Origin of the sequence: Companilactobacillus furfuricola (assembly GCF_003946325.1) — a bacterium.
Classification (GTDB): Bacteria; Bacillota; Bacilli; order Lactobacillales; family Lactobacillaceae; genus Companilactobacillus; species Companilactobacillus furfuricola.
Genome location: NZ_RHNT01000023.1, coordinates 18,305 through 33,136, shown reverse-complemented (window position 1 = coordinate 33,136; position 14,832 = coordinate 18,305). Strand labels below are relative to the sequence as shown.

Below are 14,832 nucleotides of genomic sequence, written 5' to 3'. Positions count from 1 at the left end.
TGTTGGGCAAACTTATCCTGCATTTCCGGCCTATTAGTCGATTCTTGTACATCAGCTCAGTACTTTGCTTTAGACTTTCTTCAGATTCCACCTCGCGGTGGACACCCTTGTCCTCAACTCGTGATTCCGACTACTACGGCTCACAGTGAACTTTCATCACCTAGCTAACGCCCATGCCGAGCGCACCCAAATTTCACTTGGCAATTTTATTGCCTAGTGAAAGACCAAGTTTTGAGATACCTGGCGAACTTCCAGGTAGCTCAAAATTGCGTCGGCAGCGTTCCAGTCCCATATAGCGCCCCGACCCGGAACCGGCATTGAACGTACACCCAAAATCCTACCACCACCCCAAAACACCATAAAAAATTAAGACCAAATTAAATTTCAATGACTTTCCAAAATAAACAACCCCACAAATGTACAATAACCATGTACCCCACAACATCAAAAACAAGCAAACGACTTCAAATAAAACAAAAAACCGATCATACTAGATATAAAATCTAATACAATCGGTTTATAAAAGTTATGGGTGGTCAGGGGATCGAACCCTGGACCCACGGATTAAGAGTCCGTTGCTCTGCCAGCTGAGCTAACCACCCATGATGTGATTGCTTATCTCAATCAACCAACGAGATATATAATATCATAAGGAACAAATCCTGCACAAGAGTTTTTTTTAATAAATTCGATTTTTTTAAGTTTAAGTTTAGATGATTTTGTTTTAATATTTCAGAACTAGTATAATGACTTAAGTCAAGGAGAGGAATTATGGCTAAAAAGATTTTAGTAGTAGACGATGAAAAACCAATTTCAGACATTGTTAAATATAATTTGGAAAATGAAGGATATGAGGTAATTACTGCATTCGATGGGAAAGAAGCCCTTGAGAAGGTTGACTCCGAAAATCCGGATTTGATTTTGTTAGATTTAATGTTACCTGTTATTGATGGTCTTGAAGTTGCTCGTACTGTTAGGAAGACTAAAGATACACCGATCATTATGTTGACAGCTAAAGATACCGAGATCGATAAGATTATTGGTCTCGAGCTTGGTGCCGATGATTACGTTACGAAACCTTTCTCAAACCGTGAGTTAGTGGCCCGTGTTAAAGCACGTCTGAGAACTCAACGGGAAACTCCATCCGAGGAAAGTAAAAATAGCGAGATCCAAGTCGGTGATCTGACTATTTTGCCAGAAGCTTACACAGTTACTAAAAATGGCAAAGGGATCGAATTGACGCACCGTGAATTTGAATTGTTGTATTACTTAGCACAACATATTGGTCAAGTTATGAAGCGGGAACACTTGCTCCAAACTGTTTGGGGCTACGATTACTTTGGTGATGTGCGGACAGTGGATGTTACTGTTCGACGTCTTCGTGAGAAAATCGAAAATAACCCTAGTCAGCCGGAATGGTTGATGACTAGACGTGGAGTTGGTTATTATCTTAGAAATCCAGACTCAGATAGTAATTTATAATTCTAATATAGGAAATAATAATAAATAATCGGGCCATCTCAACATTTGAGAGCCCGATTTTTTGTTACAATGGTGTTCAATGAAAGTATAATAGAGATATGTTTGTGTTATTTGACTAAACGGGATAAGTTTAGTTGATCATAGGAGAATTATTTTGAAAAAAAGACTAGCTTTTTTACATTCGATCAACTTTAAGATCGGTCTATCGTTTATCTTGATCTTGATTTTTACGATCGAAATCATTGGGGCTTACTTTGTTCGACAATTGGAACAACAAAATGTCTCACAATTTGAGGATTCAGTCAGTGTTAAAGTTTACGTTCTCAATCAAATTTCGGAGAATTTGACTGATAATGATTCTCATACGCGGGCGAATATTAATAATACTATCCAAGATTTTGCGCGGAATAACTCTGATATTACCGATATTCAAGTTATGGACCGTAATGGGATCGTGGTTGGGACTAAGGATGCGGATAAGGCATCTATGATCGGTCGAAAGACTTTGAAGGATCAAGTTCGACGAAGTATTTCTAATAATAAGAAGATAACTCAGATCTATTATGATAAATCGCTGGGTAGTTCTTATGAGTCGATCACGCCAGTGTCCTCGCCGGATAGTAGTAATGTGGTCGGAGCAATCTATGTTCGAGCCAGCATGGAGTCGGTTTATACCGGGATCAATAATATTATTGTTATCTTCTTGACCGCCTCCTTAGTAGCTGGCTTACTCGGAGCAATTATTGCTATCTTTATTTCTCGTGCTATTACGCGGCCAATCGGTGAAATGAAACAGCAGGCTGTACGAATGGCTGAAGGAGATTATTCCGGTCAAGTTCGAGTTTATTCTCCTGATGAATTAGGTCAGTTGGCAATGGCGGTTAATGATCTTTCGGTCAAGGTTGAAGAGGCAACGGAAAACTCGGAATCAGAGCGACGGCGACTCGATAGTGTCTTAACCCAGATGTCCGATGGTGTTATTGCCACGAACAGGCTGGGTAATATTACCGTCATCAATGAAATGGCTCGGGAATACCTTAATAAGACAGAAGAGGAAGCTAATGGAGCTCAGTTGGTTGATGCATTGGGGATCAGCGACAACATTAGTTTTGACGAATTGTTGGAAAATCCTGAACCGATGATCATTGAATCAAGTGACTCTAATGATGATGCCGACCTAGATGAAGACGATGATGGTTCATTGATCTTAAATGCTGACTTTTCTTTGATCCAAAGAAATAGTGGCTTTATCAGTGGTATGGTCTGCGTTCTGCACGATGTTACTGAACAACAGAAGATCGATCGGGAACGTCGTCAGTTCGTTTCCAACGTTTCTCATGAATTGAGAACGCCGTTGACTAGTATTAGTAGTTACATTGATGCTTTGAACAACGGTGCTTGGAAAGATCAGAAGTTGGCGCCCCAATTTTTGAACGTTACTGCTGAAGAAACTGATCGAATGATCCGGATGATCCAGGATCTCTTAAACTTGTCACGGATGGACCAGGGTCGTTCGAAATTAAATAAGGAATTGATCAACTTCAACGAATTCTTCTCTTACATCTTAGATCGATTTGATATGATGCTGAAGAAGGAAAAAGCTGATGCTAAAGAGAATGACTCCAAGGTGGTCAAGAATTATCGGATCAAACGGATTTTTACCCAGAAAGATCTTTGGGTCGAGATCGATACCGATAAAATGACGCAGGTGATCGATAACATTATCAATAATGCTATCAAGTACTCGCCAGATGGTGGGGTTATCACTTGTCGATTGCTGGAGACTAATAAGCACATCATCATTAGTATTTCCGATGAAGGTTTAGGTATCCCGAGAAAAGACATCAAGAAAGTCTTTGACCGTTTCTATCGAGTTGATAAAGCTCGTTCTAGAAAACAAGGTGGTACTGGTTTAGGACTTTCCATTTCTAAAGAGATCGTTGAGCAACACAAAGGTAGAATCTGGGTCAACAGTGCTGAAGGTAGAGGATCGACTTTCTACATTTCGCTACCGTTTGATCCAAATGAGACAGGAGGAGAATGGGATGAAATTTAGCCGTTTGATCGTTCAAATCTTGTTAGTTGTCGCAGTAATTACTAGTTTCGTTCTCTCATTTTTCATCTGGACGAACACTGCCCGTTATCAAAGAGATCGCAACATTGACGTTGCTAGTAGCGATGTTGATAAGAATAAGACGCCGATCGACCAGATCATTAGTCCGACACAAGTGATCTGGCAGGACGGGAAAAATCAACGACTGATCTACAACAACAAAGATAATATTTCATTTAATATGCAAAACATCATCAAAGACTGGAAGGTGGGATCTTTCCACCGTGAATTCAGTAAAGATGGTGCAAAGTATCAAAAGATGCTGCAACAAAAGAACATGATCCAATTAGTTTATCCAACTAATATTTCTATTCGTACGCTAGGTTATTTGATGAGTAATAACGAGCTACAAAAAGCCAAAGATCATCCTTTCAATCGGATCCTTTTTTCAACAGATGAAGAAGATGAAGATGAGGTTTACTTAGCTAATGACAAGACTTACACGGTTTATGAAGCTTCAGTCAAGGGAGCTTCTGCTAAACCGATCTTGAAATTAGCTAAAAAAGCTAACATTGATCTTAAAGTTAAGCTCAATTTACTCAAACATGGTGTTGTTACTTTTTACACTGAGCCGATCACTTTGAAGAGATATTCATACGTGATGAGTTCTAAAGATGATTCTGAATATACCGCTAATTTGTTCGAATCCAACAGTGATGAGATCAACAACAGCTCTAGTGGCAATGTCTTTACGTATAGCGTTGGCGAATCGAAGCGCTTGGTTTCTGATCATGATAAGAATGAATTGACTTTCTCTGATTACACTGACACATCGGTGCCAAAAGATTACCTCTCATTTTTCCAACGGGGCTACAAGAAGGCTACGAACATCCAAAACTCAGTTTCCAACTTGAGACTTTACGATGCAAACTGGAAGAATAAGACTTTAGTCTACCGTGAATATGTTGAAGGTTTCCCAATTTTCAAGAAGAGTGAATTTGGCTCGATCAAGATCGTCTTTAGTCGTAATGGATCAACTGAGCAATTCTTGAATAAAGTCCTCGAAGTTCCGGTGCCTTCAGATATGAGAAATGCCACGTTGAAGTCAACGACGCAAATCATGGCTGAATTGAACAATATTGGTATTTCGCCAAGTGAAGTCCAAAAACTAGAAGTTGGCTATCAATGGAGCAATGAAGAGGACAATTCTTCAGTAATTGATCTGGAGCCAACTTACTATATCAAGGTCGATGGCCATTGGCGCTCATTTGAAGATTGGACTGGGATGTCTGCACAAACGACTGATTCACAGTCTAGTTCACAGACTGCAAATACCCAATCAGCCACGTCTTCGGGTGTAACGAACAATACAACGGGGGAGGAATAATGCATGGATTTTCGAAGAATTGAAATAATTTTCTTAGTCGTATTTTTAGCATTAGACGTCTTCTTGCTTACTTCGTTTCACAATAGCCAACAAGTTATTTCTAATTCCACGACGGGGGTAAGTTCGACCCTGACAGACATGAGAAAACGGAACATTACTTTTGGAAAGCTTGATAAAAAGACTGGGAATGCTTATTATTTAGGTTCTCAGGCTAGTAACGACTTGGCAAACAATGAGTCGAAATTGCACAATCAAGAACTTGAATACAATCAAACTTCTTACAAATTGATCAGTAACTTGAACGATCCGATCAGCGTTACTTCATCGAATCGCAAAGAAAAGCTCGACAAATTTATTAAAAAAGAATCAAATGTCTTGTTCGGTGATGAGTATACTTATGCTCCGCAACTATCATCGAGTTCGGAAATAGTTTACGCCGAAACTGGCCCGTTAGGACCAATGTACGATAAGACCGGTCAACTAGTTTTTTCCGTTGTTAATGGTAAAGTGGTAGGATATACGCAGACTTATATGAAGAGACTGGATATTTTACAAGAAAAGCAACCGACAAAATCAGAACGTGATATTGTCACTAACTTGTATTCCAGCTCGGAAATACCTAACAATTCAAAAATAACTTATACTAACTTAGCTTATACTAAGTTATTGGAAGCAAAAGGAAGTACGATTTATATTCCAGTCTGGTTCGTCAGCATCCACAATAAGGACAGCAAGGTCGATACCGTCAAAAAGGTCAATGCCTTTACTGGAAACATTATCAAGGCTTCTTCTAATGGAGACGATTATAGTAATGAGTGATAATTTAAATATTAGTGTTTTGGCTAGCAGCAGTTCAGGAAATGTGACTTACATCGAAACTCCGGAACATCATGTTCTAGTTGATGCCGGGATGTCAGGAAAGAAGATCAAAGAATCGTTGGAAAGTATTCGCAAAGATATCAATACTATCGATTCTTTGTTTGTGACCCATGAACACTCTGATCATATCAAAGGCGTCGGAGTTTTAGCTCGTCGTTATGGCTTGAATGTTTACGCCAATGAGAAGACTTGGCAAGCCATGCTCCCAAAGATAGGAAAAGTGCCAGAAGATCAGATCAACATTTTTGAGCACAACAAAGTCCTATCTTTAGATGACTTGGATATTGAGAGCTTCGCAGTTTCCCATGATGCTGCCGACCCACAATTTTACAAGTTCCATCATAATGGCAAAGACTTTGTCATCTTGACTGATACTGGTTACGTGTCTGATCGAGTTGAGCAAACGATCAAGAACGCTGATGGCTATTTATTTGAATGTAATCACGATATCGAAATGTTGCGTAATGGGATGTATCCTTGGCCTTTGAAACAACGGATCTTAGGTGAAAAGGGACATTTGTCTAATGATGACGGCGCACACGCTTTAATGAGCGTTTTGGGCAACAATACTAAACAAATCTACCTCGGACACCTAAGTCCAGAAAACAATACTAAGACAGTCGCTCATCAAGCAGTCGAAAAGATCATGGAAGATCACGACTTTGGCGTGGGCAGCGACTTTTTGATCCACGATACGGATCCCAAAGTTGCAGACCCATTGATTTCGCTGTAAAGTTGAATAGAAGATTAAAAGGTTTATTTTGTTAATTCAAGATAGCCTTTTTGTTTTAAACAATTTATCAAATAACATTCACATTTTGTTCAAAATTTATTTGTATGATGTATTTACAGTATTAATGGGAAGTGAGAGCTCGTTATGGATGAAAATAACAACAATCAAGAACAACAAAATGCTCGTGAAACGAAGAAGTCTCATAAGTCACTTTGGAAAACGGCGGCTGTTGCCTTTGTTTCTGCCATTTTAGGTGTGGGGATCGCTTTTGCCGGATTTACTCATATGGGTACCAGCAGTGTTCCGGACACTAATTCAAGCAGTGGGCCAGGTACGACTCAAGTTAGCGATAAGAAGGTCGATACCTCAAGTACCATGTCTAAGGCGTATAACAAGGTAGATAATGCCGTTGTTTCAGTAGTTAACTTACAGAAACAAAAGCAGACTTCTACAGACGGAGATCTATCCTCAATTTTCGGTGATCTCTTCGGCGATAGTGGAGACAGTAATTCTGCAGAAGATGGCACGACTGGAGGCACTAACAGAACTGATGGTTCAGATTCTAATAGCAATTCAAATTCCAGCTCATCTAATAGCAAGAATAGCCAACTAGAAGAATACAGTGAAGGTTCCGGTGTGATCTACGCCAAGCAAAATGGTAAAGGTTATATCGTAACTAATAATCACGTTGTCTCAGGATCAGATTCACTTGAGATCATTTTAAAGGACGGAACTAAAGTAACTGGTAAATTAGTCGGAACTGATGCTACGACTGACCTAGCTGTTATCGAGATCGATGGTAATAAAGTTCCTGCCACAGCAACATTCGGTAATTCCGACAACTTAACACCTGGTGATGCAGTAATTGCCATTGGTTCGCCATTAGGTAGCCAATATGCCACATCAGTAACACAAGGTATCATCTCAGCCACAAATAGAACTGTGGAAACACAAGATCAAAATACCGGTCAAACAACAGGTGAGGCCACTGTCTTACAAACAGATGCCGCAATTAACCCTGGTAATTCAGGTGGACCACTAGTTGATTCAGCTGGTCAAATCATCGGTATCAATTCAATGAAACTAGCATCAAATACTGACGGTACCTCGGTTGAAGGTATGGGATTTGCCATTCCAAGTAACGAAGTAGTCAAGATCATCAACGAATTAGTCAAGAATGGTAAAGTAACTCGTCCTTCACTAGGGATCAGAGTAGTCGACTTGAACCAAGTATCGGATGAGTCGCAAAATACGTTGAAATTACCAAAAGACGTTACTCAAGGAGTTTTAGTTTACAGTGCTGAGAACGATTCAGTCGCTAAGAAAGCTGGACTCAAGAAAAATGATGTGATCGTCAAAGTAGACAGTAAAGATATAAGTTCGGTTGCAGACTTGCATAACGCTCTGTACTCGCATAAAGTTGGCGATACGATTACGTTACAGTATTACCGCAGTGGGAAACTACAATCGGTCAAAGTTCATTTAACACAAAAAACAACTGAATAAAATAAGAACGTGAAACCAAATAATAGTGGTTTCACGTTTTTTTTTGAACTTTTAACCCTAAATTTAAATATATTTTTCGTTTTTTGCAAAAATGAATGAAATTGAATTATCCACATGTGTGGATAACTTGTGGATAAGTGGAAAAAATCTAGAATTCTCGCTGTAGATAAAGTTATCCACAATCCACAAAAGAGTTGTTGATAACTTTTTGTGGACAAATTAAAACCCCTTACAAATGTTGATATATCAACTTCACAAGTGTTACACGCTAATACACAAACATTTTTTTAGGTGTGGATAAGTCGGTGTTTAAATATTTCGTCTTTGATCGAAGGTTTAATTGTTGTGGATTGTTGTATATGATATTTCTAAGGAGTGTAATTATGAACATAAAATTTGTTACCGTTGGTAAATTGAAAGAAAAATACTTAAAAGCTGGCATTGCCGAATATTCCAAACGCTTGGGAGCGTTTTGCAAGTTCTCGATCGTTGAGTGTCCTGACGAGAAAGCTCCGGAAAATCTAAGTGAGGCCCAGGATGCCCACGTTAAAGAAGTTGAAGGGCAAAGGATCCTAAGCAAGATCAAGGATAAAGAATATGTCATTTTACTAGATCTAAAAGGCAAGGAATTAACATCAGAACAATTAGCTAAGAAGATCGATGACTTATCCACATACGGAACTAGTGATATCACCTTAGTTATCGGCGGTTCACTGGGAGTTAGCCCTGAGGTCAAAAAACGTGCCGACTACAGCATTTGTTTCGGCAAATTCACCTTACCGCACCAACTAATGCGCTTAGTACTGACAGAGCAAATTTATCGCTCATTCATGATCATCAATCATCGAACGTATCACAAATAGGGGATAACAATGGATACCAAAAAGCATTTAGCAAACACATTAAAAGAAGTTATGCAGACAGTACCTGTGGATAAAATAACTATCAACCAGTTAACTAGTGCCGGAAATGTGGCACGGAACACGTTTTACTATCATTTTGACGACATCAACAGCCTGCTAGAATACATTTACGGTGTCGAAATAGTTCAACAGTTAGCTTCCTACAAACGTGTCAAGAATTGGCAAGATGGACTCAAATTGTTATTGGATTACATCGATGATAACCAGAAATTTTGCTTAAATACCTTTAAATCAGTCAACCGTAATTTTTTAGAAAAATTTCTCTACCGAGTAGCATTTGATATGGTGACAGGGGTAGTCGATGACACTCATCCAAACTGTCCGAATAAATTACGAGATGAGATCGGTAATTTTTACGGGTTAGCTCTCAGCAGTCAACTGATCCAGTGGCTGACAACGAATATGGAAGAATCTAAGCCGGAGTTTTGTGAACGAATGAATCGGATGTTGGGTGGGTCGATAGACAACGTTTTTGAACATAATGTCGATTAAGTTTGGATAAAAGCGGAACTTTGACCATATCAAACCATCTGGAAAGCGGTTACAATTAAATTGTTAAAAGATTAACAAGCCAATTCTGGAGGTGTTCTTATGTTCTTATTTCAAAACATTTCAGGGGCAGATTGGTTAATGTGGATCGCAATTATCGCTGCACTTATGTTACTTAACGAAGCTGCCCGTGCGAATAAATGGGTCGGATTAGGCTTATTCGTTGCCGTTCCGATCTTACTAACGATTTTTGTTTGGCCAACGACAGCTGGATCAGGCAGTAGTACCGGGACCTGGTTCCATTGGGTAAAAGTTTATTCAGCCCTGGCTGGATGTCTCGGCTTCATGGCCCTACGTTTTATTCCTAAATTAAGCAAAAACAGATGGGCCTTACTATTTCCACCGATCATCCTAGCCGTGAATATCATGGAAGCTGTTATTCGTGATTTCCAAGTAACTAGTATGCACGGTATGGTCGACGGTGTCTTCATGAACGGTGGTGCTTGGAACGTAATGAACGGGATCGCCGGGATCATCAACATCATTACCATCACCGGTTGGTTCGGTATCATCATCAGCAAGAATCGTCAAAAAGACATGATCTGGCCCGACCAAATCTGGCCATGGATCATCGCATATGACCTATGGAACTTCGCATATGTCTACAACTGTGTTGGTGACCATTCGTTCTACGCCGGAGCAGCCTTATTATTATCATGTACTTTTGCTGCATTCTTCATCAAAAAAGGTTCCTGGCTTCAAGCTCGTGCTCAAACGTTAGCTTTTTGGATGATGTTCACCATGAGTGTTCCAGCATTCGTAACTGACTCGCAATTTGCTGTCCAAAGTTCGCATAGTGACGCTGCACTCTTCACCGTAAGCTTCATTGCCTTAGCAGCAAACGTTGCCGTCTTAGTACTACACGTATATAGAATCGTCAAATACCGCAGAAATGCGCTCAAAGACGATATCTATGCCGGAACAAAGGCTCACGACCAAGTACTAGCAGACAACTTACCAGAAAAAGATTTACCATCAGGCTTAAACCTAAAAAATAATGGCGATTCTTCAGCACATACAGTATAGGAAAATAACCAAAAAAAACGCGTTGTTCCCAATCAGGACAACGCGTTTTTTACCATGCTCTTAATAAATTCCGAGGTCAACGAGAAGGAGTAGGAAAATCTGAGTAAAACGATAAATGAAAAGTAAATTCGAAATAATATCTAATGACCCTTCCAAAAGATAAACGTATAGAATCCCAAGCAAGAAAATAAGAAACAGTAACAAATGGAGCATATCAACACAAACAAAAGCAACATACCACTACAATACTAAGTACCGTACTCCAACGAAAAAGAAAATTTGCGATAAATTAGGAGCTGGAGGGTGGAGGAAATTCGCTGTCAGGTATGAAATTCCACTTGGCGACGAAGGAGCTTAGTTTAGGGCTCGTATTTGAGATAGTCGAAGTGCACTTCTTCGAGGAGCTCAAATCGACGTCCACACCGTTCTACAGCGATATTTCCGGAACCCTCCAGCTCCGGCAATCAGCCATCAATCAAATATGAAAATAACTTTAAGTTTGATTAAAAACCAAATCGTGCTCATAAATCACTGATAAAATAAACCTAAAAACCATGGAGCAATAATGTCAAAGAGAATTGCATATATCGATTACTTAAAAATAACCGCCATGCTAGGTGTGGTGATGTCGCATTCTTTAGCAGCAACCTTAAGCCAAGATCCACTCTCACCAGCGTGGCACCTGAAAAATATTGCTATAGGACTAGTCTCTCCGGCAGTAGGAATATTTTATTTCGTTAGCGGTGCCTTGATTTTATCCAGCCAACATACTGACGATCTAAAATATCTTTGGACGCATCGTCTAGTAAAAATTTTTATCCCATTTCTGATCTGGTCAATAGTGACGATTGCTGTTTTAATGCATCTTGACCATAATTTTTCAATAGACGGGTTGGTAAAAGAGATCTTGTTGATTTATCATAAATTCCCAATTGTCCCATATTGGTTCCTCTATCCTTTACTGGGATTTTATTTGATCTCACCAATGATCAAAGCTTTTGTCGACAAAGCGACACCCAAAGTATTGGATTACATCATTGGTGTTTGGTTCGTAACGAATATGTTATTGCCTTACATCGTTTCAATATTGCCACATAAATATGGGATATATTTTACGGCTAATCCACAATACAACTTAATATTTTTAGGCCAAACTTTTGGCTATTTCATTCTCGGATATCGGATCTCTAAACAACCGCTCAACCCGAAAGCGCAACCTGTTAATATTGCAGCTACAACGCTATTATTTCTCTTTACGATCGTTATGAATGCGGAAAATGTCGCTTTTCATCTCAATATCCCCGTGATTGGGTTTAGTTCTATTTTTTCACTATTATTAGCAACCGAACTATTCATTACAGTCAGAACCTGGGCCCGAAATCATCAACATTCCATCAAAAATCAACAACGATTTGCTTTGATCTCTTCTCTAAGTTATGGAGTCTATTTGACCCATGGCCTAGTGATTCAAGTAATTGAAGAGATCTTCAAAATCACCAATGCTTTTGCTGTCTTTGGCTTAACTACAGTCATCTGTTTGCTATTTTGTTATATAGTTAGCAAAATACCAAAAGTCAGATTTATCTTATTAGGAATTTCCTAAGCAAAAAAATAGACCGAGATGAAAAAATCTCAGTCTATTTTTTTTACCATAATGGTGAATTATTTATAATATTGATTGATAGCCGCAATATCTTTAGCAGTGATATCAGTATTTGGTGTCTTGTACCACATAATTGTGCCGTTTGAATCAGAACGTGTATCCTTGAGGCCTAAAGCATGACCGAATTCATGCTCAGCAACGCGACGTCCCATAGTCGAAAGCTTGTTATTAGGAATAGTATTCTTAGACAAATCGATCTTCGAAGAAATTACCTCAGTAAATCCACGTGAACGATTGATAGTGTTAGTAGTTAAACCATTTTCAGAACTAGAAGTACCGTTATTAGTGAAGACGATATCAGCATCTTTTTTCACGCGAGTTTCGAATAGATGAACATTAGTGGAAATATTCCACTGCAAAGCAGCAGCCCGAACATCTTGTTGCAACCCAGCAGGAAGGCCAGGAGTAATGTAATAGCTAATATTACTTTTATCAAAATACTCATTTTGAGTAATATCAGAAACATTAGAAACATTCGATTCTGATTGAACAGTATTAGATTTTACAGCAGATCCGTTAGTCTTCTTACCATCAACCGAAATAACCAAAGCTGAGCCATCAGAACTAGCAGCAGAAACCACGCTAGAACTAGCACTAAAAGCTACAGGAAAAAGTAAAAGACTAGCAGCAGCCGAAACCAAAACACGTTTAAGATTCTTCTTCATTGGAATTCCCCCTAGAAGTTATTAATTTAATTATAGTACTAATTGTGAATAAAGTATAAATTAAAAAATGAATAATCTAACAAGAGATTATTAATCAGTTAGCAAAAATCCAAATTAGCTAGCAACCGATGATATCAGAGCACTAAATTAAATAGATAGGGAGTCAGAAAAAATATCGTAAGACCGCATAAACAAGAGGAAAACCAAATCAATCCAAACAATTTTGTAGAACAAAGCGAAGTACCGTACCCCCACATAACATAATATTTTGTACAACACTAGGGGGTGGGGATGGAAGAAATTCGCTGTCAGCCATGAAATAAAGGAACGTAAGTGCTGAAGCACTTGCGCAACTGGTTCTTGGTGGTGGCTACGCCACCGAACAACTAAGGAAGTCACAGCGCAATTTCTGGAATCCCCACCCCCGGAATTCAACCTCAACTCAAACTACAACCTCAATAAAACTTAAACACAAACCCAAAAAAAATAAGCCTCAAAAATGAGGCCTATACAACCTAGCTATAGCTCTTAATTGAATCCAACAAATACTTAACAAAAGCGTCACGGTCAACATCTTCCAACACCTTAACCGAGTTCTTCTCTTCAGCGTAAACTCGACGGTCAGGATAAGTCATACCTCTAAATTGATCATTAGTTGTAGCAACATCGATCGAATAATTGTGGCTCTTAGTAAATAAACCAGGATTCAACATAGAAATAACAGCACATGCATCATGAATCGGAATCTTCGTCATACCTTTTTCAAGTTCAGCACTGGCATAAAAGTCTAAAATAGAACTAGCCATAACACCGACTTCGCCAAGCTCCTTGATCGATTTGATCTCGTCCATTGTCATGAATGCTTTATTCTCTGTTAAGTTCAATCCAGAAAGAACAACATCGACTCCAGAATCAAAGACGATTTGTGCTGCTTCAGGATCTACGTAAGCATTGAATTCAGCAGCTAAAGTAATATTTCCTTGTAATGTCGAACCACCCATGACATAGATCTTGTCGATCTTGTCGTGGATCTCAGGGAAAGTCTTTAATAGTAATGCAATATTAGTTAATGGAGCAGTAGCCACAATATCGACTTTATCATCGCTGGCTACTAATTTATCATGAATGAAGGTTACGGCATTTTCGCTAGTTAGTGGGTAATCTTCACTCTCAGCAGGGAAGTCATATCCCTCCATACCAGTTTTACCGTGGATCTCACCGGCTGTTTCGATCTCTTTAACTAAAGGTTCGGCTTGGCCAGATGCTAATTCAGCTTTAGAACCTAAGAAAGTCAAAAGTTTCTTGGCATTTTGTGTTACATAATTCAAAGTAACGTTTCCACCTACAGTAGTTACCCCAATAACTTCTGCAATTTCGGGATGAGCTAGTAAAACAGTTAATGCAATGGCATCATCGATGCCGGGATCACAATCCATAATAACTTTTTTCACTATTTATTTACCTCACTTTGTTGTGTATTTTGTAACTTTTCTGGTAACTTTTGCAGTGCGTGTAAAAATCCTCTTCGCTCAAAAGCACCTAAATTAGACAAGATCCGTTGATCATTTTGTTTCATGAATTCGTCGATATTGTGTTGCAAGCGAAGTGATTTATCTAATACGACGATTTTCTTGAGACGAGAGTCAGATTCGACCGATTCACGCTTGATTAATTCTTTTTTCTCCATTATTTTGAGAATGTTGGTAGCGGTGGACCGTCTAATATTGAATTCAGCCTCAATATCTTTTTGAAAAATATCCTCGGAAGCAGGAACACTCGTCAAGAAATCAATGATCTGAACTTGAGTCCCTGTTAAATCATAATTAGATGCAAAATCGTTAACACTGCGAGAAATCTCATTTGAAGCCACTTTCAACAAATGAGCGATATTACTCGACATAGGTATCCTCCCTTGATTCCCCATTATGTTTCCATCTAAAATTATATCATGCTAGTATGAAAATAT

General features: G+C 39.0%; 13 protein-coding genes and 1 tRNA gene. 10 read left to right on the top strand and 4 right to left on the bottom strand.

What is annotated here, in order from left to right; all coding sequences use genetic code 11:
* Positions 1 to 529 precede the first annotated feature (529 nt).
* Positions 530 to 602 (bottom strand) — tRNA-Lys (locus tag EKM78_RS07510).
* A gap of 169 nt (positions 603 to 771) precedes the next feature.
* Here EKM78_RS07510 and yycF point away from each other — a divergent pair.
* From yycF to EKM78_RS07460, 10 genes are all read left to right on the top strand, one after another.
* Positions 772 to 1,482, top strand: coding sequence for a response regulator YycF (gene yycF, locus EKM78_RS07505; RefSeq protein ID WP_125770948.1), 711 nt, complete (start codon positions 772 to 774; stop codon positions 1,480 to 1,482).
* Between the two features lie 154 nt (positions 1,483 to 1,636).
* The gene (gene walK, locus EKM78_RS07500) at positions 1,637 to 3,538 is read left to right on the top strand and encodes a cell wall metabolism sensor histidine kinase WalK (RefSeq protein ID WP_125770946.1); all 1,902 of its coding nucleotides are present in this window, start codon (positions 1,637 to 1,639) and stop codon (positions 3,536 to 3,538) included.
* Positions 3,528 to 4,922, top strand: coding sequence for a YycH family regulatory protein (locus tag EKM78_RS07495; protein WP_125770944.1), 1,395 nt, complete (start codon positions 3,528 to 3,530; stop codon positions 4,920 to 4,922). The genes walK and EKM78_RS07495 overlap by 11 nt, the downstream gene beginning before the upstream one ends.
* 3 nt (positions 4,923 to 4,925) lie before the next feature.
* Positions 4,926 to 5,741 carry a two-component system regulatory protein YycI gene (locus EKM78_RS07490; protein ID WP_125770942.1) on the top strand — a complete coding sequence of 272 codons (816 nt, stop codon included), beginning with the start codon at positions 4,926 to 4,928 and terminating at the stop codon, positions 5,739 to 5,741.
* Complete coding sequence (locus tag EKM78_RS07485) at positions 5,734 to 6,534, top strand: MBL fold metallo-hydrolase (RefSeq protein WP_245994944.1); 801 nt, start codon at positions 5,734 to 5,736, stop codon at positions 6,532 to 6,534. Before EKM78_RS07490 ends, EKM78_RS07485 begins: the two co-directional genes overlap by 8 nt.
* A gap of 144 nt (positions 6,535 to 6,678) precedes the next feature.
* Positions 6,679 to 8,040: a S1C family serine protease gene (locus EKM78_RS07480; RefSeq protein ID WP_125770938.1), complete on the top strand. Its 1,362-nt coding sequence runs from the start codon at positions 6,679 to 6,681 to the stop codon at positions 8,038 to 8,040.
* 383 nt (positions 8,041 to 8,423) lie between these two features.
* A complete protein-coding gene (gene rlmH / locus EKM78_RS07475) occupies positions 8,424 to 8,903 on the top strand; it encodes a 23S rRNA (pseudouridine(1915)-N(3))-methyltransferase RlmH (RefSeq protein ID WP_125770936.1) in 480 nt (159 codons plus the stop codon).
* A gap of 9 nt (positions 8,904 to 8,912) precedes the next feature.
* Entirely contained in the window at positions 8,913 to 9,455 is a 543-nt protein-coding gene (locus EKM78_RS07470) for a TetR/AcrR family transcriptional regulator (RefSeq protein ID WP_125770934.1), read from the top strand.
* 99 nt (positions 9,456 to 9,554) lie between these two features.
* A complete protein-coding gene (locus tag EKM78_RS07465) occupies positions 9,555 to 10,538 on the top strand; it encodes a DUF5692 family protein (protein WP_125770933.1) in 984 nt (327 codons plus the stop codon).
* 565 nt (positions 10,539 to 11,103) lie between these two features.
* Positions 11,104 to 12,141, top strand: a complete 1,038-nt coding sequence (locus EKM78_RS07460; RefSeq protein ID WP_125770931.1) for an acyltransferase — start codon at positions 11,104 to 11,106, stop codon at positions 12,139 to 12,141.
* Positions 12,142 to 12,200: 59 nt separating this feature from the next.
* Here the strand turns inward: EKM78_RS07460 and EKM78_RS07455 are convergent, their stop codons facing one another.
* The 3 genes from EKM78_RS07455 to EKM78_RS07445 form a co-directional block, all read right to left on the bottom strand.
* Complete coding sequence (locus EKM78_RS07455) at positions 12,201 to 12,866, bottom strand: matrixin family metalloprotease (RefSeq protein WP_125770929.1); 666 nt, start codon at positions 12,864 to 12,866, stop codon at positions 12,201 to 12,203.
* 515 nt (positions 12,867 to 13,381) lie between these two features.
* Positions 13,382 to 14,317 carry a nucleoside hydrolase gene (locus EKM78_RS07450; protein ID WP_125770928.1) on the bottom strand — a complete coding sequence of 312 codons (936 nt, stop codon included), beginning with the start codon at positions 14,315 to 14,317 and terminating at the stop codon, positions 13,382 to 13,384.
* A complete protein-coding gene (locus EKM78_RS07445; protein WP_125770926.1) occupies positions 14,317 to 14,766 on the bottom strand; it encodes a MarR family winged helix-turn-helix transcriptional regulator in 450 nt (149 codons plus the stop codon). The genes EKM78_RS07450 and EKM78_RS07445 overlap by 1 nt, the downstream gene beginning before the upstream one ends.
* Between the last annotated feature and the right edge of the window lie 66 nt (positions 14,767 to 14,832).

Coding starts and splice junctions, on each gene's coding strand:
- yycF (WP_125770948.1), top strand. CDS start 772: ATGGCTAAAAAGATTTTAGTAGTAGACGATGAAAAACCAATTTCAGAC.
- EKM78_RS07495 (WP_125770944.1), top strand. CDS start 3,528: ATGAAATTTAGCCGTTTGATCGTTCAAATCTTGTTAGTTGTCGCAGTA.
- EKM78_RS07490 (WP_125770942.1), top strand. CDS start 4,926: ATGGATTTTCGAAGAATTGAAATAATTTTCTTAGTCGTATTTTTAGCA.
- EKM78_RS07485 (WP_245994944.1), top strand. CDS start 5,734: ATGAGTGATAATTTAAATATTAGTGTTTTGGCTAGCAGCAGTTCAGGA.
- EKM78_RS07480 (WP_125770938.1), top strand. CDS start 6,679: ATGGATGAAAATAACAACAATCAAGAACAACAAAATGCTCGTGAAACG.
- rlmH (WP_125770936.1), top strand. CDS start 8,424: ATGAACATAAAATTTGTTACCGTTGGTAAATTGAAAGAAAAATACTTA.
- EKM78_RS07470 (WP_125770934.1), top strand. CDS start 8,913: ATGGATACCAAAAAGCATTTAGCAAACACATTAAAAGAAGTTATGCAG.
- EKM78_RS07465 (WP_125770933.1), top strand. CDS start 9,555: ATGTTCTTATTTCAAAACATTTCAGGGGCAGATTGGTTAATGTGGATC.
- EKM78_RS07460 (WP_125770931.1), top strand. CDS start 11,104: ATGTCAAAGAGAATTGCATATATCGATTACTTAAAAATAACCGCCATG.
- EKM78_RS07455 (WP_125770929.1), bottom strand. CDS start 12,866: ATGAAGAAGAATCTTAAACGTGTTTTGGTTTCGGCTGCTGCTAGTCTT.
- EKM78_RS07445 (WP_125770926.1), bottom strand. CDS start 14,766: ATGTCGAGTAATATCGCTCATTTGTTGAAAGTGGCTTCAAATGAGATT.